Origin of the sequence: Colwellia sp. MB02u-14, assembly GCF_014076915.1 — a bacterium.
In the GTDB taxonomy this organism is placed as follows: domain Bacteria; phylum Pseudomonadota; class Gammaproteobacteria; order Enterobacterales; family Alteromonadaceae; genus Colwellia_A.
The window spans coordinates 94,052-116,910 of record NZ_JACGUX010000085.1 but is presented as its reverse complement, the minus strand read 5'-3'; the positions used below and the strand labels follow the sequence as shown (position 1 = coordinate 116,910).

Sequence of the window (22,859 nt, the reverse complement as noted above, 5' to 3'; positions counted from 1 at the left end):
ACTCTTAGTCGAACCAATATACTTATCGAAAGATCAGCCTAGTTTCTAACAGTAGGCACTAATAGTTACGTTATACAGGTGTAACTATTAGTGCTTTATCATTTAACGTAAACTTTATTTTTTATAGTTTTGTCCAAACATTGGCCGCACCAGGTGTGTTTCCTTTTGTCCACCATTGAGCTTGATATTTGTTATTGTTATAAATAACTTGGTCTCCTGCGTTATAAATAGTCGTTGCTTTCCAATCACGAACTTGACCGTTATCAGGAATGACTTCTTCCCATGGTCCAACATCATCAGGCTGGTCATTTCTGGTCCACCACTTAGCTCGGTATTCGACACCGTTGTATTTAACTTTGTCACCCGTGTTGTAAATGGTATTAGAATCCCATGTTGTAACACCGCCACTGTCGGTGTTTTTTACGGTTACTTTGAAACTTTTATTCGCTATTGATTTGCTATCAGAAACGTCAACCGTGACGGTATATTGAGTATCCTGAGTAACATCATTGGCTAAAAGCGTGACATTAGCACCATTGCCTTGTTGTGTTAGTCCCGCAGGTACAGACCAGCTGTAGGTCAAATTGTCGTTATCAGCATCAGTTGCAATAACATTTACCGCTGCGCTTTTGTTTTCATCAAGGGTAATATCAGCTAATGCTTCAATAACAGGAGGATTATTAGGAATATCATCAGCTAGTACGGTCACTGTCGTTGATTTTGTAACAGTTGCTTTACCATCAGAAACACTGAGAGATAGTACATACTCAGTGTTTTGCGTAACGTTAGGTGCGGTAATAGTTACCGTATTTGTATTGCTACCCGAAGCAGCTAAAACAGGGGGAATAATCCAACTGTACGATAAAGGGTCGTTATCACTATCGGTTGCTGTTGCTTCAATGGCTAACGCATCGCCAGCATTAATCGCATATGTTGGCGTTAGATTTACAATAGGTTTGTTATTTGGCAGAGTTCCTCCGGCTAAACCCTCATGCATCGCGTTAAGAATGTCACCATTATCGGCATCTATTTCCCACGCAAATAGTCCAGCTAAGCCTAAACTCCGTACATATTGTCCTTTAGCATTCACAGAACGAGGGCTGTCATAAGTGACTAACGTACCTGATGTTTTATTCCAAACATAAGCAGCCTCAGCTTGTTCATCATAAAAGGTTTCAAAACCATTAATGCCTTCGCCAGATGCGCCAATCATCACCTTTTTAAGTCCTTTATAATCTTGGATGCCAGGTTCCCAAACTCCATTGGCTGTAGTTCCCGTTAGTTTGCCGGTTCCTTCTGCCGTCATGGGATTACCACCTTGGGTATTCGTTTCTTTAACGCCTTCCCAGCCACGACCATACATTGCCGTACCCACAACAAGTTGTGAGGCTGGCACACCTTGAGCTAATAATTGCTGAATACCATGGTCAGTAGTGTAGGCAGGGCCTTTACGTGGTTCGCCTGCATCGTCTACACCTGAACCGTCACATGCTCCTGCAGATAAATGCTCGCCACAATAAATGCCGGTTTGATGGCCCGTTACATTACTCCAGCCACCAAAAAAGTCATAACTCATTGCAAAGATATAATCCATATACTGAATAGCTTGGCCGTAATTCACGTCTTCAATTTTGTCGTAACCTACACCAATTGCTGAGGTTAGCTGATATTCACGACCAGTATCTGCTTCAAGTTCATCAAGCATGGCACGTAATTCAGCCATTAACGCAACATAAGCTGGGCCATCGTTGACTGGGTCGCCTAAATCTGGATTTGGTCCACTACCACCGGGATATTCCCAGTCAATATCGACACCGTCGTAAAACTTCCAAGTTTGTAGGAACGTTTTCATTGAAGCAACAAAAGTGTCGCGATTGGCTTTGTCGGTAAAACCGTGGAAAGGATCAGAGAGTGTCCAGCCACCTACTGAAGGTAAAATTTTCAAATCTGGGTAGCGTTGTTTTAATGCCATTAACTGCGCATAAGTACCACGAATGGGGTCTGTAGCATCAATGCCCGGCAATGCCTTTTGGAAAGCTGCAAATGGGTCATGCACAACAACTTCATAGTCAGCAGAGCCAACACAAGCTTTTTGTAGTACCCGCCAACTATTACCATTTTCAATTTCTTTTAAGGATTCATTTGCTCCACAAATTGGAATAAAACCATAAAGTATATGGGTTAAATTTTGCGCTGGAATATTTGATACATCGAAATCTCTACCATAAATACCCCACTCAACAAAATAAGCGCCAACAACAGTATCTTGCTGATGTTGATAGGTTTTATTATTCGGATTTACATCCATAGTTAAGGGTTGTAGGTGACTGCCATCCGTATCGGCAATAACAAGCGCTTTAGCGTCACTGCGGACACAGCCGTCGGCATCACAGAGTTCGATTGTTAAATTATGACGACCAGATTTACTATATGTAAAATTAATAACACCACTGTTACTACCTGGCGTTAAGTTCCCTTCATTGACCATTATATCGTCAAAGTACACTTTATAATTATCACCACCAGTACCGCTCCACGCATTCCATTTAATGTTAATATCAACTTGCGTTTTCGTGGTGACTAAATCTTTGTATGAACCCTGCCCATCAAGGTTTACTTGCACAAAAGAATAATCTTGTGGCGCCCAATCAATACTAGGTTTTGATGCGGTTGCCAACACTTGCCATGAAGCGATAACCGTACTGATAGCACAAGCTGTTAATAATAATTTTTTCATTTTTTATCTCTCTTATTGTATGTATATTGTTGGTCATTATTTTACTGTTATCGTTTTTCCCATACCTCACTCAAATTGGGCTCATCACCCTTAGTCCACCACTTAGATTGATATAAGTTATTATTGTGAGTGACGTTACTACCGCCGGGATAAGAAGTTTCAATGTTCCAGAGTGGACCGTCATCATTGTCGAGGACTACTTCATTCCAAGTATTGCTACTGCTGGGTTGTTGATTTTTATTCCACCATTTAGCTTGATACGTTTTATTTTGATAACTGACTTTATCGCCAGTGCTATAAGCCTGACTTGATAGCCACTTAGCTATGTTAGGTAAATCTGTTAGGTTATTCACCGTGACGTTAAACAATTGAGTTGTGGTGAGCTTTCCATCAGATACAGCTACAGAAACTTGTCGTGTTTGTTCACTGTCAACATCAGCTGCTGTGATAGTAATATCTGCATTTTCACCTGAAAAAGTTAAAGGTGCAGGTACGGTCCAGTCAAAAGTTAGCGGATCGTTTTGATCGTCAAAAGCATGTACATGCATACTGGTTTCGCTTTGCTCGTCTAGCGAGAAGTCAGTAATATCGTGAACAATAGGTGCAGTGTTTTCAGTCTGAGCGATGACAGACAAGGTAAAACTGTAATTGCTGTTCGTTACCCAGACTTGGTTAGATAATATATTTTCTCTATCAAAAATAATGTCATTATTTGATGATGAATTACTGAGGTTTTTAACGCCAATTTTAATATGCTGGTTATAGCTTTCGTTAAGCTGGGCAGCAAAGTCTTCTTGCCATGTTTCGGCATTATTGCCGTTAACCAAAAACTGCTGATTAAGGAGTTCTTGGCCATCGGCATTGAAAAGCCTTGCCCATGGCGAATCTCCAACATTTGCGTTTTGACCTTGTTTGATAAAATAAGCAATGGCTTGCCACTCATCCGGTTCAACATCGTCGCGCACAATGGTTATATCGCTACAGTTATAAAAGCCTTCACCCACAATATCAACCCGTTGCCAATGGCTATAAAGTAAAGCATCTCCAACACGGTCAGCAGGAATATGCACGTCCATATTGTAATAACGATTACCGTCTGACGATTTGGTAAAATCAATATTGCCATGCTCTTGAACCAATTCAAGATCTTGCCAGCGCAATATATCAGTACTCGCGTTAAAGTTGGGTTTACTGAGATATATTCGCCAAAAACTGGGGTTGTGCGGTGTTTGTGCATTAAAACGAACTTGAATATTGTTGTCACCGTTAGGCATAACTTCTGTTTTTTGCCAATAAGGTGAAGCTAAATTAACACCGCTTTTTTCTGCAGAACCCGCACCACAAAGTGTGCCGTCGGGTATCGCGGCTTCAATAGCCTGTTGATTATGATAATCAGCTACATTTACTGATATTTCATGTTCTTGAATAAACTGTACGTAGCCAGAATCTAGAAATGCGGCTCGACAAGCTAAATTGGGGATATTCGAACCATCGGCAGGCCACCAAAATCCACCTTGCGCTTGGCAAATTGATTGCCTTGCTTTCGGGTTGTCCATAAAAGCATGTGCTTGGCTTTTTGATGAAACGGTTAACATGCCAGCACAAGCTAATAGGCCTAGAGCGGTAGGTAATATTTTATTGCTTTTTTTCTTTTCAAATCTTCTAGCATTTTTATATGGACTTTTATCATTGTGATTTTTCATGATGTGAATCTCTGTTGCCCCTCTTTAATGGTTAATAAAGTCTCACCATTAAAGAGGGGTACTGCGTGAGTTAAGGTGATTTTATAAACGACAAACTTCTAGCCAATCAGCTCCGCCAGGCTCAGATTTAGTCCACCATAAGGCTTTCCATACCACGTTGTTGTGCACCATCATGTCGTTTGCATTTGCATGGTCGGGATTTCCTTGCCAGTCTTTACGTGGAAAGTTTGGGTACACAGGCAACTCATCGACGTTAATGCCGTCACAGGTTGTTCCGTCGCCATTACCGTCGCCATTACCGTCGTCATTATCATCTGCAGTTGCCTCGGGTAAATCAGGGTATTCAGCTTTGAACGCATAGGTTTTACCGTCTTTTTCAAGGGTGAAATTGGCCGGGCCGGTAAAAGGCATGTAATACATCACTTGTGCAGCAACGGTTTCTCCTGTTTTAAAGGATTCAGTTACACCACCAAATTCATTGAGTAAAGTGATAGCGAATCGATGAAACTCGTTTTCAAATCCGCCAATATTATTACTTGCTGCATTTGAACCATTGGCTTCAATAGTCATTTTCAATTTCTTCTGGGAATTCCAGTTAGATTGAAAAATGGCAGAGGTTGATACGGGTACATCAAAAGATATTTTAGCGCCAGATAGATCGAGCTCTGAATTGTTAGTGAATGAAAAGGTTGGGCTTATTGGATAATTGTCGTCACCTACAGGGAAGTCTTTGGCGGTAAAAATAATATCGACCACTTTTTCTGGCGGGGTAAAGTCAGGGTTACCCATGTGCACATCATATAAGGTACCGCTTTGACGAAACTTATCATAAGCGATTGTTGTCATTGTTGAACCCATGTAATATTCCTGTTTACTTTGGTCGTAATCAAAATCGCCAGCAAGTTCCCAAAACATCACCCCGCCTAAGCCATTATTAATTACATAATCAACTTTGGTGGCCATCGACTCTTCGTCTTCAATCGATAAGAACACCTTTTTCTCGTTATTCCATAACCATGGGGCAACGGCAACTGGTTCATAGTGGCGTTGATATGTGCCGATAAGTTTGTCTTCTGGGTCTGTTTCCGGCGTTACACCATAAGCACCAATGTAGCTACCGTATTTTCCATCAGCTAAGTTTTTTACGTGCCATAAAGGGTTACTTCCGGCGGCAACTTCATTATCGTTTTCAATGTCATGCCACAAATTGTCGATACCAACAGCGCCATTACCACAACTATTTTTATCACCTTTACCCGTACCATTTGTGCATGAAGTCTGATCAGGTAATGCCGCTTGTCCCCATAAACCATTGGTACCACCCGACACATCTCTAAAGCCGCGGGTATAATAAGGAATACCAATATTGATACGCCCTGCTGATAAAGCGCCCCGGAAATAACGTACCGCCCAGTCAGTATTTAAGTAGCCAATACCTTCAAACTCTTTTGTGCCATATACATTCCAAGCCGCTAATTCTGAATCTTCACCTGTGTCATACAACGCGGCATTTGGACCCACATGAGAATTCCAAGCACCGTGTAAGTCATAAGACATGATATTTACGTAATCTAAATATTGAGTCGCTTGAAAGGTTTCCATACCACGAAGCAAGTAACCAGATGAAGGTGACGCTATGGTCAATAGGTAATGTTGTTCATCTGCATCTCCGGCTTTATCTAACGTTTCACGTAATGATTTCATTAACGTTAAATAAGATTTATGCAACGCTGCACGACGTGGGTTCGAGAATTCAAAGTCATCAGGGTGACCCGAGTCAGACATCGATGAGGGGTATTCATAATCAATATCGGCACCGTCAAAACCATATTTTTTGATGAAGGTTACAACACTGTCACTAAATGCTTTAATCCCCGCATGATTAATACTGCCATCAGCATTCGTGGTCATTGTATAAAAGCCACCGTTAGCAACACGACCTGTTTCATTAAAATAGCCGCCTGTTTCAGCCCAGCCACCGATTGAAATTAAGGTTTTAACATGAGGATATTGTTTTTTATATTGAGTTAATAAATTGAAGTGGCCTTTATACGGCAGGTTTGTATCAAGTTCAGCACCGACAATACCCGGCCATTCCATGTTGGTTGCAGGATTGTTTTCTGCGCTTGGATCGCCAATCGATACTTGGTAATTAGCATCAATATGTGCAAAAGCATAATTTATATGGGTAATTTTATCCCAAGGAATATCATTAACTAAGTAACTAGGCTGTCCATTTGCACCATTGCGCCAACTCGTGAAATAGCCAATGACACGACGGGGGTGGTCTGCGCCCATTTCTTCGCGGCCATTAGCATCGTAAACCGTACAATAGGGGGTGTTAACATTTTCGGTTTGATATAAACCACTTGGCTGACACGCTGTGCGATCGTTATTTGGGTCTTCTACTTCAACAATATTAACAAAAGCACTTGTACTTGTGTCGACACTATTATCGTTATCTGTTGCTTTTAAAAAAAATTCAACTTGTCCTATTTCACTCGCTTGCCAAGTAAAATTGGCACTGCTATTCGTCGATGTGAACAATGACTGATTGTCAGCAAATAATTCAAGCCCAGTAATGGTTCCGTCACTGTCTGTTGCACTTAGTGCAAAAATGACTTCATCGCCAATATGTACTTCACTTGGCTGCGCTGAAATAATTAACTGGGCAACGGGCGCTTTATTATCAGGCGGATTATCTACTTCTGTAATGATTAAGTTCAAAGAGCTACTTGTAGTAAAAGCTTGCTTATCATCATAAGTTTTAACGGTAAAACTATGGGCGCCTTTTAAGGCTACCCACGTTAGTTGTGAAGTAGAAGATTGCAGTGTTGACAGTAAAGATCCATCAAGAAAGACTTCACTACGGTCAATACTACCATCGGAGTCTTGTGTTAAAAAAGTAATGACAACGCTGTCATTTTCGGTTAAAGAAGAATTATTTATAGGCGAAACCCAACTTACCGTCGGCGGAGTATTTTCATCAGTGTCTCCTTGGCACTCCCCCAAGTTTTTCCATTCTTGCCACGGTCCTGATTTTTTCGTGGGATCTGATTGATTCCACCATTCTGCTTCAAAGCCTTGTCCTTGAGCTACTACTTTTTTACCCTCGGTATAAGTACCTCCAACCATCCATTCGTCAAGAACACTACAGTCTATCAGTGCAGCCTGTACTGAATTTGTCATCAGTAATAACGATGAGACACTGATACTCATGAGCGCTTTTAGCTTAATTCTATTCATATTATCCCTTATCATAGTCATGTTAACCTTTTGTTACAGATAAACTAACCGTAACATAGTATTTACAATGTGCAACTTTTCAATATAGAGAATTATAAAAGGCCCTTTATTATTTACTAAGCCTTTAAAAATGGAGAGTGTTGTTGTATTTTTATACAAAAAAGTCTATGGATATACTCCATATATTTAGAACTATTATGCATTTAAGGAAATTATTAAAGATAATATAGTAGGAGGTAATTAAATGGATATATCTTTAAATTCAGATGGTTAAGATGTGTAGCTAAGAACAGGGATATGAATAAAAATAGTGATCCATCAAATCAATATACCATTTAAGTATTACATATTCTTTTTGGGTGTGTAGGTGCGTGGTGTACTAAAATATAGGCTGTTAATCTGTTATAAATTAGGTTGCTAATTGAAGGTGTTAGCAAGAAAAGTCACTATAAAAAAGCCTTCTTAATAATATTAAGAAGGCTTTTTTAGGATTAATCTTTATTTATAAACGCTTAATATAAAGATTAATTTTACTTTACAGTGAACTAAAGCTTTAAATGCGTATTAAAGTAATTAGTCATCATGGTTTTAATGTGTAACGTTGTACCACTACCTTCATACAAACCATGACTACGGTTTGGGTAAGACATAAAATCAAACTGACGATTGTGTTTAACTAATTCATTAATAAGGCGTTCAGAGCCTTGGTAATGAACATTATCGTCGCCGGTGCCATGAATAAGTAATAACTTACCTTTCAGGTTTTTAGCATGGGTAATTGGAGACCCTTGCTTGTAACCTTCTGCATAATCTTCTAATAAACCAGAATAACGTTCTTGGTAAATAGAGTCGTATAAACGTTGATCAGGTACAGGTGCTAAAGAAACACCAACATGATATTGGTCAGGATATCGGAATATCATATTAAGTGTCATCGAGCCACCACCCGAATGTCCCCAAATAGCAACGTTATCGGTATCAATGTAGTCCCAACGTTTTGCCATCGCTTTTAACGCATCAGACTGATCACGTGAAGAAAGTACACCAACAGCACCATAAATTGATTTGCGCCATTCTCTGCCTTTTGGTGTCCGAGTACCGCGGTTATCAATAGAGGCAATAATGAAACCTTGTTCCGTTAACATTTGATCCCACATTGCGGCATTGCCACGCCAACTATCAGTAACCGTTTGTCCCCAAGACTCACCGTAAACATAAAAGATAATAGGATATTTTTTCTTTGGGTCAAAATCAGCAGGGCGAATAATATAACCGTCTAATACGATACCGTCTTGGGCTTTTACTTGGAAAAACTCATGATCTGTCTGTGGTAGCGAGGCTAATCTTTCTATTAATACTTTATTGTCCATCATCATATGTTTAACTTGATGACCTTCAACTTTCACTAAACGTTTTTGCGTTGGTTGAGTAAAGGTTGAATGAGAATGAATTGCCCATTGTCCGTCTGCTGACATTTGGTAGCTGTTGGTGCCCGAGAACTCTTCAGGGGTTACCCGTTGATTACTCAAGCTTCCGTCAAGTTTACTGCGATATAAGTAGCGCTGTGCAACATTGTCAGGTGAAGCAATGTAGTACAACCAGCCATTTTCTTCATCAATGGTTTGAATACTTATTACGTCAAAGTTACCTTCTGTTAGGTTTAATGCTGTTTTTCCGTCTCGGGTTATATTAAAAACATGACGCCAACCACTACGCTCACTCGTCCATAAGAAGCTGTTACCTTGGTTTAACCAACGAGCATCGTCGAAGAAATCAAGAAAGGATTTTTCTTGCTCTGTCATCACCGATGTTACATCACCGGTATTAGCATTAGCCAAATAAAGAATGTTAGTGTCTTGTTTGCGATTAACATGCTGCACTAATATCTGCTGACTGTTACCTGACCAATTCATACGCGGAATGTACATGTTGCGTGAATTATTAGGTAAGTTTGCCCATGTTGTTTTTGCTGTGGCTAAATGCACTACACCCACTTTAGGCAACGCATTGGTTTCACCAACCTTTGGGTAAGGAAATTTTGTAATGGTAGGGTAAAGTTCATCAGTATTATTGATCATGATGAAGTCTTTACTGCCACTCGTGTCTAACTGCCAGTAAGCAATCTTTTCACCGTCAGGGCTCCAGCGAAAGCCATCTTTAATGGTAAATTCTTCTTCGTAAACCCAGTCAAATAAACCATTGATTTTGCCATTGCCAGCATCAAAGGTTAGCTGAGAGACTTTATTGTTTGTTAAATTTTCTACATAAATATTGTCTGCAACAACGTAAGCAACCTTGCTGGCGTCGGGGGAAAATTTAGCAAACATTAATGAACTCTCTACTGGCTTTTTACCACCAAGTTGCATCAGTTTTTTTGCTTTTATATCTAATAACCAATAATCACCGCGACTATTCGAACGCCATACTTTTTTACTGTTTGTATAAATAAGTAGTTTTTGGCGGTCATCTGACCAAATGTAATTATCAATGGTTAATGGCTTGTCTGTGCCCTTTGGTGTCAGTTGCTGAGCAGAAATTAATACTGTTCGCTCAAGCGTATCAGGGTTATAAACGACAATATCGTGACCAATACTAACTTCTTTACCTTCTTCGTTTATTGTTGTTTTTGCTGATTTTTCAACAATGGTGTAGCCACTGCCGTCAGCTAACCAGCGAAGGCGAGAAATATAATCTGAGCTAAATTCGCGATCTTTGTAGATACGTTCAACAGTTAATGGTGATGATTTATCAACATGCATTTTAGTTTCTGTGGTACTTTCTGTTGAAGTGCTTTGACATGCCATTAGTGATATCGCAACAGCAGTAGTTAATACGGTTGTGTTCAGCCAACGAGTTATTTTTATTTTCGGCATAATATTTCCTTAATTTGCGTATAATCACTTTAAATTGTATACAATTAATAGGCAATGCTATTGGTCGATTATTTCGTAACATTTACCGTATTTAAATAATCGCTTAGTGGTTGAAAAAAGTAAATTTGACCTCACCTTTAGCTCATCAAAAAACAAAAGGTTAAACCATGGATAATGCACTAGAAATTTCTGGCTTGAAAAAAGTTTACAAAGGGGGTTTTACTGCACTCAAGGGTATCGATCTTACTGTTAAACAAGGTGACTTTTTTGCTCTACTTGGCCCAAACGGCGCAGGTAAATCGACGACCATTGGTATCATCACCTCTTTAGTAAATAAGTCAGCGGGTTCTGTGAAAGTCTTTGGTCATGATATTGATAAAGAACTTGAAAAAGCGAAAAGCTTTTTGGGTTTAGTCCCGCAAGAGTTTAATTTTAATCAATTCGAAACCTTGTTAACTATTTTAGTTAACCAAGCAGGTTATTATGGTGTAGAAAGATCTTTGGCATTCAAGCGCGCTGAAAAATATCTTAAAAAACTCGATTTATGGGAAAAACGTAATGATGCGGGTCGTATGCTTTCAGGAGGGATGAAACGTCGCCTAATGATAGCAAGAGCATTGATGCACGAACCACAAGTACTCATTCTTGATGAACCAACTGCGGGAGTTGATATTGAACTTCGTCGTTCTATGTGGATTTTTTTACGTGAGCTAAATGAGCAGGGCATCACTATTATTTTAACCACTCATTATCTGGAAGAAGCGGAAATGCTTTGTCGAAATATAGCCATTATTGATTCGGGTGTTATTGTTGAAGATACAGATATGAAATCTTTACTTGCAAAACTTGATCAAGAAACAATTGTTTTTGATATTGACAAGGTTGACTTGCCACCAAAACTTGATGAATTCACTTCGCGTTTAATTGACGACCATACGCTAGAAGTTGATGTGAGAAAGTCGCAACTGATCAACCATGTGTTTAGTCAATTGAGCGAACAAAACATTAATGTGCACAGCATGCGCAATAAAAGTAATCGCTTAGAAGAGTTGTTTGTCAGTCTGGTGGGTAGTGGACAAAAAGTTATTCAGGAGAGTAAATAGTATGTTTTCAAAAAGTAATTTTATTGCTTTAAAAAGTATTTTATACAAAGAAATAAATCGTTTTATGCGCATCTGGGTGCAAACACTGGTACCTCCGGCTATTACCATTAGCTTATACTTTGTTATTTTTGGTGAACTTATCGGTTCGCGCATCGGACAAATGGGTGGGTTTGATTATATGTCGTTCATTGTGCCTGGTTTAATTATGATGAGTGTCATTACCAATTCATACTCTAATGTCGCATCGTCATTTTTTAGTGCTAAATGGCAACGTAATGTTGAAGAAATGCTGGTTGCGCCCGTACCAAATTGGGTGATTGTTGCTGGTTATGTGGGCGGTGGTATGGCGCGCGGCATGTTAGTGGGCACCATCGTTACTTTAGTATCTTTATTCTTTGTTGATGTTCAAATTCATAATATATGGGTGATTATTATAACCGTAAGTTTAACGTCAGCGACGTTTGCCTTAGGCGGCCTAATTAACGCTATTTTTGCTGGTAGTTTTGATGACATATCCATTATACCAACCTTTATTTTAACGCCACTAACTTACCTTGGTGGTGTGTTTTATTCTATTAGTTTACTGCCCGATTTTTGGCAAGGTGTTTCGCAATTAAACCCTATCGTTTATATGGTCAATGCTTTTCGATACGGATTTTTAGGTATAAGTGATGTGAGCTTAACGTTAGCATTTTCAGTACTTGGGGCATTTATTCTCATCTTATATGCGATTGCAATGACGCTCATTACTAAAGGAATAGGACTACGTAGCTAATGAACGTAAATACAGATAAAAAGGATGTTAACGTGACTGGTGATTCAAGAGTTATTATCACTAATCAGCCTGGTATTCATGAACATCTTGAAGAAATTGTTGAAAAACACTTAACGCATCGCTCTCAGAAGCCATATCAAGCACATACCGAACAAGCGTTTGCCGAAATGGATGCTTTAGTTAAAGCGCATCAAGGTAATGTTATCTTAGACTCATGTTGCGGCGTTGGTCAAAGTACCCGTATTTTAGCCAAAAAAAATCCACAGGCTTTAGTGATTGGCGTCGATAAATCAGCGCACCGCATTAATCGTAATGTTGACGAAATTTTGCATGACGATGGCGCTAAAATCGATAACTATTATTTGGTTAGAGCCGATTTAAATGATTTTTATCGCTTAGTTGAACAAGCAAGTTGGCCAGTAAAAAAACATTATATTTTGTATCCAAACCCTTGGCCTAAATCGAAACATATTCAACGGCGTTGGCACGGTAGTGCGGTATTTCCACAAATTATTAATATTGGTGAACAAATTATTCTACGCAGTAACTGGCGTTTATATTTAGAAGAGTTTCAATTTGCTGCTGATTTAGCTGGCGTTTTAGGTAATATTAGTGAGATAACTAATGATGAACCTTTAACCCCTTTTGAAGCAAAATATAAAGCAAGTGGTCAACGGTGTTGGCAGCTACTTCTTCACCGTGAATATTTACCTTTTATATAGTCTAATTGAATATTCTGCTTAGGAAAATCAACAATAAGTTAGTGAAATTCGCTAACTTATCTTAACGTGAAGTGAATGATTATTTGAGATTTTATTTATTTTTGTTTAAAATCAATTGTTTAATATACATGGCTTAGATCTTGATTACTTTTTGATTAATGAGTAATAATACTCAATCAAAAGGGATGTTGAAGATGAATAATTTAATTAAAAAGAATGTATTAATGATGGCGCTAAGTACTTTCGCACTTGTAGAATTGGCGCTGGTTTATGCGGCAACCGTTATATAGCCAATAAATAACGGAGCATTTCTCTGGTAAATAAGAATAAAGTACAAGACATTTCAGTCATTTTTTATTAAAGTGCCGTTTTGTGTTTACTTACCAACATGGTTACAACGGCAAGGTATGACGACGAATAAGCGCACAGCAAAAGCGACTCAAGAGTCTTTACATAGTATTTTTACAATTCCTGAAGCACCGGATTCAACATTGGGGCTGATTGAAAAAGAAATATCAGAAAATCTTGCTGGTTTTCTAGGTAATCATATTGCGGCAAAAGAGCGGGCTTTAAGTGAAATTGAAAAAGATTTCGCTGGCTCTGCAATACCCGAAGAACCTACTTTTGTTTCTGATCACACTCGTCATATTTTAGATAAAGTTGTTGCGCAATCAGTGCATACATCAAGCCCGAGTTTTATTGGTCATATGACCTCAGCTCTGCCTTATTTTATTTTACCGCTTTCTAAATTAATGGTCGGTTTAAATCAGAATTTAGTCAAGATAGAAACATCAAAAGCATTTACCCCACTTGAACGCCAAGTCTTAGGTATGATGCATCGTTTAGTTTATGAAGATAATGATCATTTTTATGATCAATGGATGCATAGTGCAAACCATTCTTTAGGCGCGTTTTGTTCTGGTGGCACTGTCGCTAATTTAACGGCTTTTTGGGTGGCTCGTAATAATCTATTGAAAGCTGATGGTGATTTCAAAGGTATTGCACGAGAAGGCTTATTTAACGCATTAAAACATTATAAATATGATGGCTTAGTGATATTAGTGTCTGACCGTGGCCATTATTCATTGAAGAAGTCTGCTGATATCTTAGGGATTGGTCAGGACAGTGTAATATCAATTCCTACTGACGGTAATAACCGCATCGACTGTCAAAAATTACGCGAAAAATGTCTCGAGTTAAAACAAAAAAATATTCGTGTATTAAGTATTGTTGGTGTGGCTGGTACCACAGAAACAGGCAATATAGACCCATTAGATAAAATGGCTGATATCGCTGAAGAGTTTCAAACCCACTTTCATGTTGATGCTGCATGGGGTGGTGCAACTTTATTGTCGAATAAGTACCGTTCGTTGTTAAAAGGTATTGAACGTGCTGATTCTGTAACGATTGATGCTCACAAGCAAATGTATGTGCCAATGGGTGCTGGTTTGGTTGTTTTTAAAAATCCGGCCTCTGTAGCTTCTATTGAGCACCATGCGGAATATATTTTACGTAAGGGTTCAAAAGATTTAGGTTCACATACTTTAGAGGGGTCAAGACCAGGTATGGCAATGCTGGTATATGCAAGCTTGCATATTATCAGCCGACCAGGTTATGAAATGCTGATTAACCAGGGTATAGACAGAGCCAGGTACTTTGCCGAGCTTATCGAGCAACAACCTGACTTTGAGTTGATTACTGAACCTGAGTTGTGTTTATTAACCTATCGTTACAATCCTCGAACTGTTCAGGCTTTATTAGCGAATAGCTCGCATGAACAACAAGATAAGATTAATGATTTACTTGATGATCTCACTAAGTTCATTCAAAAGCGCCAACGTGAAAATGGCAAGTCATTTGTGTCCCGTACGCGTATTGAAGTGCAACGTTATCAAGGCCGAAAAACCGTTGTTTTTCGTGTTGTGTTAGCAAATCCACTCACTTCCAATGAAATTCTTAACGATGTAATCGCAGAGCAACTTGAATTAGCGCAGGAAAGTGAAACTTTTTTACCTGACTTACTGGCGTTAACGTAGTGCTACTTTATTTTTTATTTTAAAATTTTTTACGTTTACTTTCGAGATGTAAGTTACTTCTTTCGTTTGCCGAAAGATAATCGAGAGCTATCTCGCTGTTAATAATGGTTATTTTTGTTTTTAATGAGTTTTTGTTCTATAAAGTTTCATTTTAATCTGTAAATGTTATTTTATTTATGAAAGTTGTTGTGTAATAATTCAATCACGATTACATTTTGTGGTGGTAATAATTATGGAATACGACATGAGAAACACTCCAGTAGAAGTATCTGAACATAATCACGCTGACCTATCATTGGTTCAACAAGCATTGATTGAAGCGCAAAAAGAAATTCTCGAATTGCAATCAAAAATTCAATGGTTAGAGCGTTCATACGAATAATTCATTTTTGACGTTTTACAGTAGAAAATAATAAAAAGCCGAACGTTATGAAAATAACATTCGGCTTTTTATGTTCAGGACGAACGGTATGTCATGATCACATGGATGTGAATGAGTGACGATGTTCAGGACGAACGGTATGTCATGATCACATGGATGTGAATGAGTGATGATGTTCAGGATGGCCTTTCTAAGACATCCTGTCTTTTAAGGCATTAGTGCATGCAGGCAATATCATGATCACATGGATGTGAATGACGATGCTCAGAATTTATAACCTACAAGTAAACGCGAAGGTTATCGATCAACCTCGCGTTGCCACAATGCGCTGCAGCAAGAATAACTAGTTCTTTATCGTCTTCGCTCGCAGGTTGAAGTGTTCTTGCATGACAAATATGGATATAGTCAGTTTTCATACCAGCATTATTGATAAATTGAGTCGCTTGCTTAGCTAAACCAACAAAATCGTTATTAGACTTTATTTGCTGTGCCAACCATTGAATATTTTGTGCAAGAGCCGGCGCTATTTTACGTTCTTCAGCCGTTAAATAACCGTTACGCGAACTCATTGCTAAACCACTTGCTTCACGAACAGTACGCACAGGAATAATTTTTATGGGCATTGAAAGGTCTTCAACCATCGTTTGAATAACTTGCACTTGCTGATAGTCTTTTAAACCAAAACAAGCAACGTCTGGCTGTACTAAATTAAAGAGTTTACAAACAACAGTAGAAACTCCACGGAAGTGTCCTGGACGGCTTTCACCGCAGTAACCCACTGAAACATTGGGTACTTCAACGTAAGTTTGCTTATCTAAACCCTGTGGATAAATCAGTTTAGCTGAGGGTATAAAGAGTAAATCAGTATGAGCTGAGACTAATTGCTGTCGATCATTGTCGAGGGTACGAGGGTAATTTTCGATATCTTCATTAGCGCCAAATTGCATAGGATTAACAAAAATACTCGCTACAACTTTATCCGCGTGCTGATGAGCTTCTGTGATTAAAGAGATATGTCCCGCGTGTAAATTTCCCATCGTCGGGACAAACGCAATTGTTAAACCTTGTTGACGCCATTCAGATATTCGTTGGCGTAATACGTTAATTTCACTTACTATTTTCATATGTTTATTTATATTGTACGTTGAAAATTATTTAACAAAGATGTGATCTTCACCAGGAAAGTTTCCATTGGACACTTCACTAATATATAACTCAACGGCTTTTTTAATATCGCCGGTATCGATCAGGAAATTACGTGAAAACTTAGGCATATAGCTGCATGAAATACCTAAAGCATCGTGCATCACTAATATTTGTCCATCGGTATCTTTTCCTGCACCAATACCAATCGTCGGAATTGAAATTGCTTTAGAGATGGCTTTACCTAAATCACAAGGTATACATTCTAAAACAAGTAATTGCGCGCCGGCTGCTTCGAGCAACTTAGCATCTGCGATCATTTTATCTGCTTGTGATTTTTCACGGCCTTGTACTTTAAAACCGCCAAATACATTAACTGATTGAGGTGTTAAACCTAAATGGGCACAGACCGGAATACCACGCTCAACTAAGCCTTTAATCGTATCAACTAACCATTCACCACCTTCCAATTTTATCATGCTTGCACCCGCTTGCATAAGTTTTGCAGCGTTAGTGAATGCTTGCTCTTTAGTGGCATAGGTCATAAAAGGCATGTCGCTGATAATCAAAGTGTCAGTGACACCACGCTTTACCGACTGTGTATGATAAACCATATGCTCAATATCAACAGGTAGCGTATCATCTTGTCCTTGCAAAACCATACCGAGTGAGTCACCAATTAAAATAGCGTGGATACCGGCTTGGTCAAACAGCTTTGCGAAGCTTGCATCATATGCGGTGATCGATGAAATTTTTTCACCTTGTTGCTTCATTTTTAGCAAGGTTGATGTGGTTATTTTAGCCATATTTAATCCAAAGTTTTTAATGTTTGAGTAAATACTCAGTGCGGGTACTTTCGCATAAATGTTAAATTATCGCAACTTGCTATGAACTTTCAATCCATTGGTATCGATATCTTGGCTAAGAGCTAAAATACTTTTACCATTGGGTAACGTGAGTTCTGGTGATATCTCCGCTAGAGGCAATAATACAAATTCACGCAGCTCTAAACCATAATGGGGTACGGTTAAGCGTTGATGGTTGATTATGTCATTATCGAATAAGAGTATATCTAAATCAAGGATACGAGCACCCCAGCGATTATCTTTTCGAACACGACCCATCTTATTTTCGATTGCCTGTAATTCGTCCAGTAACTCTAAGGGACTGAGTTCGGTTTGCAACGCTGCTACGGCATTCATATAATCAGGTTGATCTTGCGGTCCCATTGGGCGACTAAAATAAAGCGAAGAAATGCAACTGAGTTTAGTCTTTTTGATATGGAACAATAATACTACAGCATGTTTAATTTGTTTTTCAGGGTCAGACAAATTACTGCCTAACCCAACATACGCTAGCGCCATTAATCGTTACTGCTCGATTTATCTTCGCGAACAACTCTGCGTTTTCTTGGGCTTCTTCGGCTGGTTGTGCGTGATTGTGCAATACTTTTTATCATCAATTCCTGAGTGTTGTGGTCATTAACTTGAAAGTCAGTCCACCATTTTGATAACTCTTCTAATGAACTATCTTCAGGCGTTGATTCAATTTCAGCCCTTAATAATAAAAAGTCGTAGCCCGCGCGAAATTTTTGATGTTCTAATGCTTTATAAGCACGCTTGCCGTCTCTGCGACTAAGCTTATCTTGAAGGATCCATATATCTTTCATTACCGCCTGAAAACGTTTTGGAATAGCGATACTACGCTGCTGTTCTGACATTATTTCGCTTAACCCAGCAAAAAATATATCTTGTGGTGACAACTGTGGTTGTGCGGCACGTAAATGCTTAACATGACTTTGTAGTGGATACCAAAGCATAGCTGCAAATAAGAATGCAGGGGTAACTCGTTGTTCATTATTAATGCGGCTGTCGGTATTCTTTAGAGCCTTAACAATAAAATGTTCGATATGTGGGTGTGTGCCGGCATTTAGCATTTGATCTGTTGCTGGGAAAAAATAACGAAATAAGTCGTATTTTCTCAACTGTTCAAAAGTCAGTTGCGCTTTACCTGAAATGAACAGCTTTAGAAACTCTTCAAACATTCTTGCGGCAGGAATGTTGGCCATTAAAGGCGCTAATTCTGTAATAGGTGCTTCTGTTTCTGGGCTAATAGTCATATCGAGCTTAGTTGCAAATCGAATGGCACGTAGCATACGAACAGGGTCTTCACGATAACGAGTTTGTGGATCACCGATTAAACGAATTAATTTTGCGTTGATGTCACTAATGCCATCGGCAAAATCATGCACTTTAAAGTCTTTTGCGCTGTAGTAAAGTGCGTTAATAGTAAAATCACGACGTTCGGCATCTTCTTCAATAGAGCCATAGATATTGTCGCGAAGTAACATACCATCTTCACTTTGCTTTGACGTTTTTTGACAGCTTTGTTCTTTTTCTGGTGCATTTTCATGGTGCCCACGAAAAGTGGCCACTTCAATAATTTCACGACCAAAAACAATATGGGCTAAACGAAAACGACGACCGATTAATCGACAGTTACGAAAGAGTTCTTTAATTTGCTCAGGTGTAGCATTGGTTGCTATATCAAAGTCTTTGGGCTCTAAACCAAGTAATAAGTCACGAACACCTCCGCCCACTAGATAAGCGTCATAGCCGCCACTATTTAAACGGTAAAGTACTTTTAAAGCATTGTTACTCATTTTTTTACGAGAAACATTATGCTGGTCGCGTGTTAACACGGTAGAGCCTGAAGTTGGCTGATTTTTAGTTGAGCTGATAGCCATTTTTTTTGAGGCTTTACCTAATACTCTTTTACACAAGTTGATCACGCTTTTAATAATACTGGCCTTGATTGGATAATTTAATTTGGGAAGACGAAAACATATTAGGGCGCTATGTTTCACGTTTTTATTGGCCGTAATAATATAACACAGGGCAATAAAAGAGAATATAAAACGTTTGAAAATTCAACAAACAACAGCTTTATTTACAATATTTATCTCGTAAAGGTAATTTCCTGCTTTTTTGGGATCGCATCGGTCGACCAATTCTCTATTGCCCACTGTATTATTTGCTCAACAGAATAAGTATAGAGTTCATTAGGTACCTTTTGTCCTAAAAAATTAAGGGCTGAAATTAATGAAGGCACAGGGTTTTTATTATCGATGGCTGGAGCTTTATTTTGTTTGCTGAGTTTAAAGCCTGGTTCAGTAACGGCTAGAGGTATATGGCCAAACTGTGGCGCTTGATAACCTAACTGCTGATACAAACTTAACTGTCTTGACGTCGGTTCAAGTAAGTCACAACCACGAATGACATGACTAATTTTTTGATAAATATCATCAACAACTACAGCAAGTTGATAAGCAAATAAACCGTCTTTTCTGGTTAAAATAAAGTCTTCTTTGGCGAGTGTTTGGTGGCAGAAATATTCACCTTGTATTAAATCAAAGTAGTGAAAAATGCCTTGCTGATTGTGTAGGCGAGTAGCGCTATTTTTTAGTGGTAGGTTTTTATTTTGGCATTGACCTTGATAAATTCCACCCTGAACTTTGATTTGCGCGCGCGTACATTGGCAGTAATAAGTGAGTTTTTGCTCAGCTAACTGTTCTAAAACGTTTCGGTATAAGTCACTTTGTTGACTTTGATATAAAACAGGTTCATCCCAGTGGAGTCCATAAGCATCGAGAGTTGTTAAAATAGCCGAACTTGCACCTACGGTTTCACGAGGTGGATCTATATCTTCAATACGAACCAACCATAAACCTTGTTGATGTTTCGCATGTAAGTAACTGGCAAGCGCCGTAATTAAGGAACCAAAATGAAGATAACCTGAGGGGGATGGGGCAAAACGGCCACGATATTGAGTACGAGATTTACTCAAATTCAATGGCCGCGAAATATTAATTTTATCGTGAATCATATAATGAGCACGTTATCAGTAATATCATTAATCAGGCAATTAACCGGCTAATTGACGTTCTTTAATCTCAGCAAGTGTTTTACATTCAATACATAAGTCGGCTGTTGGACGTGCTTCTAAGCGGCGAATACCAATTTCAATGCCACATGAATCACAGAAGCCGAATTCATCTTCTTCAATCAATTGTAATGTTTTTTCAATTTTTTTAATGAGTTTGCGTTCACGGTCACGTGTACGTAGCTCTAAACTGAACTCTTCTTCTTGGGCTGCGCGGTCAACCGGATCAGGGAAGTTTGCTGCTTCGTCTTGCATATGCATAACGGTACGGTCAACTTCTTCGCGAAGTTGTACACGCCAAGCATCAAGAATTTTCTTGAAATGCTCTAATTGAGCAGCGTTCATGTACTCTTCGTTGGCTTTCTCAGCGTATGGCGATACGCCCGCTAATGCTAAAATACCTAGTACTTTTTTGGCTGGCATGCTTATTCTCCTAAATGCTACATCGACCTACATGGCGAAGTTGTTGCTCTTTCATTAAAAGCTACACCCGTGGTTGCAATTGCCAATAATAATAGACCTTAAATACCCAGTCTATATTGCGTTCTTCGTGTTGAAATTCAAGGTTTTGATTTTAATTAACTGAAAAAATAATTTTATTACTTTTAAATCAATCGATTGCGGATTAATTTGGTTGAATAAAAAGTATTTTTTAATTTATAACGTCTAATGATTTTTTTTGAGCAAGCTTTTTTAACAATTTTTGCTAGGGTAAGTCAATGTATTTAGATGTTTTTTGACTCAGAGGTGATCTTAGTCATCAATTTTAACAGGTAGTGGTTGTAACAAAGACACGGTTACGTTTGTTATTATTGTACTAAAGTTGGCTTTATAAGCGATAACTTCAACGCCGTGCTCGACGGCTTTTGATAAGAGTGCTGCGTATTCAGCATCGATATGTTTTGCAGCCATAACACTATTAATACCACTGTGTAATACTGCAAAAAGTAAAACAGCCCGATGCCCTTGTTGTTTCATTTGTATTAATTCACGTAAATGTTTCTGACCACGAAGTGTCACAGCATCAGGAAAGTAGCCTTGTGTATTTTCGGCTTCATCGCCAAGTAACGTAACACTTTTAACTTCAATGTAAGTTTCAATGTTATTTTCATCGGTGAGCAAGAAGTCTATTTTACTATTTTCATCACCGTATTTAACTTCTCGCCGTAAATTTGTGTAGACGAGCAGTTCATTAATCGCTTTGTTTGTAATGGCTTCTTCAACCAGTTGGTTGGCGCGTAATGTGTTGACACAAATATAGTCATCCTTTTGTGTTTGGGTTATCTCCCAACTAAATGGGTATTTACGTTTTTTATTATCAGAAGTGCTATACCAGACAGTGTCGCCTTCAGCAGCACAACCTGTCATTGCTCCTGTGTTAGCTACGTGAAGTGTGGTTTCACTACTATCTGCTAAGATGATATCGGCAAGAAAACGTTTGTAGCGCTTAATGAGCGTCGCTTTTTTAAGGTTAATTTTCATGAGGTATAAAGTGTAAGTTATGATTATTCACTTTATCACTAATTTGCGTGAGAAAGTTGCAAAGAAATTACAATGAGCATATTTTGAAAACGTTTAACCATGATTTTATTAATAGGTGAGTTAGCCTTATCGTTAGCAAAATCTAATGCTAGAATATATCATTATTTAAATGAGTGAGATGGTTATGAAATATATTTTTTGGGTTGCCGTGATTGCACTGGTAATATTTTTTATTTTTAAAAACACCGAGAATAAAAAAATAGCGGTTGAAAATGTAGCAATAGGTAACGATTTTTTAATAAAAAATAAAGCGATTGAAAATGTTATCGAAACAGCATCTGGTCTTCAATACCAAGTGTTACAACAAGGTAAAGGCACTGTTCACCCAGCCGTTAGTTCGAAAGTAAAAGTACACTACCATGGTTCTTTATTAAATGGTGCTGTCTTTGACAGCTCAGTAGACCGTGGTGAACCGATCAGTTTTGGTTTAAATCAAGTAATAAGTGGTTGGACAGAAGGGCTTCAATTAATGGTGGTTGGTGATAAATTCAAACTTTTTATTCCTTCACACTTAGGTTACGGCAATAGTGCTGCGGGTAAAATTGCACCAGGCTCATTGCTTATTTTTGAAGTAACGTTATTGGATATTCATTAAACTTATAATGTATTGATGTCGCAATGAGTTAGCAATAGTGAAAACATTGTTGCTAACCAA

At 38.6% G+C, this 22,859-nt stretch carries 17 protein-coding genes; 6 read left to right on the top strand and 11 right to left on the bottom strand.

From position 1 onward, the window contains the following. Positions 1–121 precede the first annotated feature (121 nt). From H4J52_RS15730 to H4J52_RS15715, 4 genes are all read right to left on the bottom strand, one after another. On the bottom strand, positions 122–2,737 hold the full coding sequence (locus tag H4J52_RS15730) for a glycosyl hydrolase family 18 protein (protein WP_182182191.1): 2,616 nt from the start codon (positions 2,735–2,737) through the stop codon (positions 122–124). Positions 2,738–2,784: 47 nt separating this feature from the next. Continuing rightward, entirely contained in the window at positions 2,785–4,440 is a 1,656-nt protein-coding gene (locus H4J52_RS15725; RefSeq protein ID WP_259367870.1) for a lytic polysaccharide monooxygenase, read from the bottom strand. Positions 4,441–4,521: 81 nt separating this feature from the next. Continuing rightward, positions 4,522–7,686, bottom strand: coding sequence for a glycosyl hydrolase family 18 protein (locus H4J52_RS15720; protein ID WP_182225138.1), 3,165 nt, complete (start codon positions 7,684–7,686; stop codon positions 4,522–4,524). 545 nt (positions 7,687–8,231) lie between these two features. Continuing rightward, the gene (locus H4J52_RS15715) at positions 8,232–10,559 is read right to left on the bottom strand and encodes a S9 family peptidase (RefSeq protein ID WP_182182189.1); all 2,328 of its coding nucleotides are present in this window, start codon (positions 10,557–10,559) and stop codon (positions 8,232–8,234) included. A 167-nt stretch (positions 10,560–10,726) separates the two neighbouring features. Here H4J52_RS15715 and H4J52_RS15710 point away from each other — a divergent pair, with 167 nt between their 5' ends. The 5 genes from H4J52_RS15710 (at position 10,727) to H4J52_RS15690 (ending at position 15,577) form a co-directional block, all read left to right on the top strand. After that, a complete protein-coding gene (locus tag H4J52_RS15710; protein WP_182182188.1) occupies positions 10,727–11,662 on the top strand; it encodes an ABC transporter ATP-binding protein in 936 nt (311 codons plus the stop codon). 1 nt (position 11,663) lies between these two features. Then, on the top strand, positions 11,664–12,437 hold the full coding sequence (locus H4J52_RS15705; RefSeq protein ID WP_182182187.1) for an ABC transporter permease: 774 nt from the start codon (positions 11,664–11,666) through the stop codon (positions 12,435–12,437). Continuing rightward, positions 12,437–13,159: a tRNA (guanosine(46)-N(7))-methyltransferase TrmB gene (locus H4J52_RS15700; RefSeq protein ID WP_182182186.1), complete on the top strand. Its 723-nt coding sequence runs from the start codon at positions 12,437–12,439 to the stop codon at positions 13,157–13,159. Before H4J52_RS15705 ends, H4J52_RS15700 begins: the two co-directional genes overlap by 1 nt. A gap of 407 nt (positions 13,160–13,566) precedes the next feature. Further along, complete coding sequence (panP, locus tag H4J52_RS15695) at positions 13,567–15,195, top strand: pyridoxal-dependent aspartate 1-decarboxylase PanP (RefSeq protein WP_182182185.1); 1,629 nt, start codon at positions 13,567–13,569, stop codon at positions 15,193–15,195. A 244-nt stretch (positions 15,196–15,439) separates the two neighbouring features. Then, on the top strand, positions 15,440–15,577 hold the full coding sequence (locus H4J52_RS15690) for a hypothetical protein (RefSeq protein ID WP_182182184.1): 138 nt from the start codon (positions 15,440–15,442) through the stop codon (positions 15,575–15,577). A gap of 278 nt (positions 15,578–15,855) precedes the next feature. Here H4J52_RS15690 and panC read toward each other — a convergent pair whose 3' ends face one another. The 7 genes from panC to sfsA form a co-directional block, all read right to left on the bottom strand. Then, positions 15,856–16,701 carry a pantoate--beta-alanine ligase gene (gene panC / locus H4J52_RS15685; protein ID WP_182182183.1) on the bottom strand — a complete coding sequence of 282 codons (846 nt, stop codon included), beginning with the start codon at positions 16,699–16,701 and terminating at the stop codon, positions 15,856–15,858. A 27-nt stretch (positions 16,702–16,728) separates the two neighbouring features. Continuing rightward, positions 16,729–17,526 (bottom strand): 3-methyl-2-oxobutanoate hydroxymethyltransferase, encoded by a 798-nt coding sequence (gene panB, locus H4J52_RS15680; protein ID WP_182182182.1) that lies wholly within the window; start codon positions 17,524–17,526, stop codon positions 16,729–16,731. Positions 17,527–17,592: 66 nt separating this feature from the next. Next, the gene (gene folK / locus H4J52_RS15675; RefSeq protein ID WP_182182181.1) at positions 17,593–18,084 is read right to left on the bottom strand and encodes a 2-amino-4-hydroxy-6-hydroxymethyldihydropteridine diphosphokinase; all 492 of its coding nucleotides are present in this window, start codon (positions 18,082–18,084) and stop codon (positions 17,593–17,595) included. After that, the gene (gene pcnB / locus H4J52_RS15670) at positions 18,084–19,466 is read right to left on the bottom strand and encodes a polynucleotide adenylyltransferase PcnB (protein ID WP_182182180.1); all 1,383 of its coding nucleotides are present in this window, start codon (positions 19,464–19,466) and stop codon (positions 18,084–18,086) included. Before pcnB ends, folK begins: the two co-directional genes overlap by 1 nt. A 212-nt stretch (positions 19,467–19,678) precedes the next feature. Beyond that, positions 19,679–20,605: a tRNA glutamyl-Q(34) synthetase GluQRS gene (gene gluQRS, locus H4J52_RS15665; protein ID WP_182182179.1), complete on the bottom strand. Its 927-nt coding sequence runs from the start codon at positions 20,603–20,605 to the stop codon at positions 19,679–19,681. A gap of 39 nt (positions 20,606–20,644) precedes the next feature. Then, positions 20,645–21,085: an RNA polymerase-binding protein DksA gene (dksA, locus tag H4J52_RS15660; protein ID WP_182175389.1), complete on the bottom strand. Its 441-nt coding sequence runs from the start codon at positions 21,083–21,085 to the stop codon at positions 20,645–20,647. 330 nt (positions 21,086–21,415) lie between these two features. Next, positions 21,416–22,144, bottom strand: coding sequence for a DNA/RNA nuclease SfsA (sfsA, locus tag H4J52_RS15655; RefSeq protein ID WP_182182178.1), 729 nt, complete (start codon positions 22,142–22,144; stop codon positions 21,416–21,418). 184 nt (positions 22,145–22,328) lie between these two features. On the opposite strand from sfsA, the gene H4J52_RS15650 reads away from it, so the two are divergent. Continuing rightward, positions 22,329–22,799 (top strand): FKBP-type peptidyl-prolyl cis-trans isomerase, encoded by a 471-nt coding sequence (locus tag H4J52_RS15650; RefSeq protein WP_182182177.1) that lies wholly within the window; start codon positions 22,329–22,331, stop codon positions 22,797–22,799. Positions 22,800–22,859: the final 60 nt, after the last annotated feature.

Coding starts and splice junctions, on each gene's coding strand:
- H4J52_RS15650 (WP_182182177.1), top strand. CDS start 22,329: ATGAAATATATTTTTTGGGTTGCCGTGATTGCACTGGTAATATTTTTT.
- panP (WP_182182185.1), top strand. CDS start 13,567: ATGACGACGAATAAGCGCACAGCAAAAGCGACTCAAGAGTCTTTACAT.
- H4J52_RS15700 (WP_182182186.1), top strand. CDS start 12,437: ATGAACGTAAATACAGATAAAAAGGATGTTAACGTGACTGGTGATTCA.
- panB (WP_182182182.1), bottom strand. CDS start 17,526: ATGGCTAAAATAACCACATCAACCTTGCTAAAAATGAAGCAACAAGGT.
- H4J52_RS15710 (WP_182182188.1), top strand. CDS start 10,727: ATGGATAATGCACTAGAAATTTCTGGCTTGAAAAAAGTTTACAAAGGG.
- sfsA (WP_182182178.1), bottom strand. CDS start 22,144: ATGAAAATTAACCTTAAAAAAGCGACGCTCATTAAGCGCTACAAACGT.
- H4J52_RS15730 (WP_182182191.1), bottom strand. CDS start 2,737: ATGAAAAAATTATTATTAACAGCTTGTGCTATCAGTACGGTTATCGCT.
- H4J52_RS15715 (WP_182182189.1), bottom strand. CDS start 10,559: ATGCCGAAAATAAAAATAACTCGTTGGCTGAACACAACCGTATTAACT.
- gluQRS (WP_182182179.1), bottom strand. CDS start 20,605: ATGATTCACGATAAAATTAATATTTCGCGGCCATTGAATTTGAGTAAA.
- H4J52_RS15720 (WP_182225138.1), bottom strand. CDS start 7,686: ATGAATAGAATTAAGCTAAAAGCGCTCATGAGTATCAGTGTCTCATCG.
- folK (WP_182182181.1), bottom strand. CDS start 18,084: ATGGCGCTAGCGTATGTTGGGTTAGGCAGTAATTTGTCTGACCCTGAA.
- H4J52_RS15725 (WP_259367870.1), bottom strand. CDS start 4,440: ATGAAAAATCACAATGATAAAAGTCCATATAAAAATGCTAGAAGATTT.
- panC (WP_182182183.1), bottom strand. CDS start 16,701: ATGAAAATAGTAAGTGAAATTAACGTATTACGCCAACGAATATCTGAA.
- dksA (WP_182175389.1), bottom strand. CDS start 21,085: ATGCCAGCCAAAAAAGTACTAGGTATTTTAGCATTAGCGGGCGTATCG.
- H4J52_RS15690 (WP_182182184.1), top strand. CDS start 15,440: ATGAGAAACACTCCAGTAGAAGTATCTGAACATAATCACGCTGACCTA.
- H4J52_RS15705 (WP_182182187.1), top strand. CDS start 11,664: ATGTTTTCAAAAAGTAATTTTATTGCTTTAAAAAGTATTTTATACAAA.
- pcnB (WP_182182180.1), bottom strand. CDS start 19,466: ATGGCTATCAGCTCAACTAAAAATCAGCCAACTTCAGGCTCTACCGTG.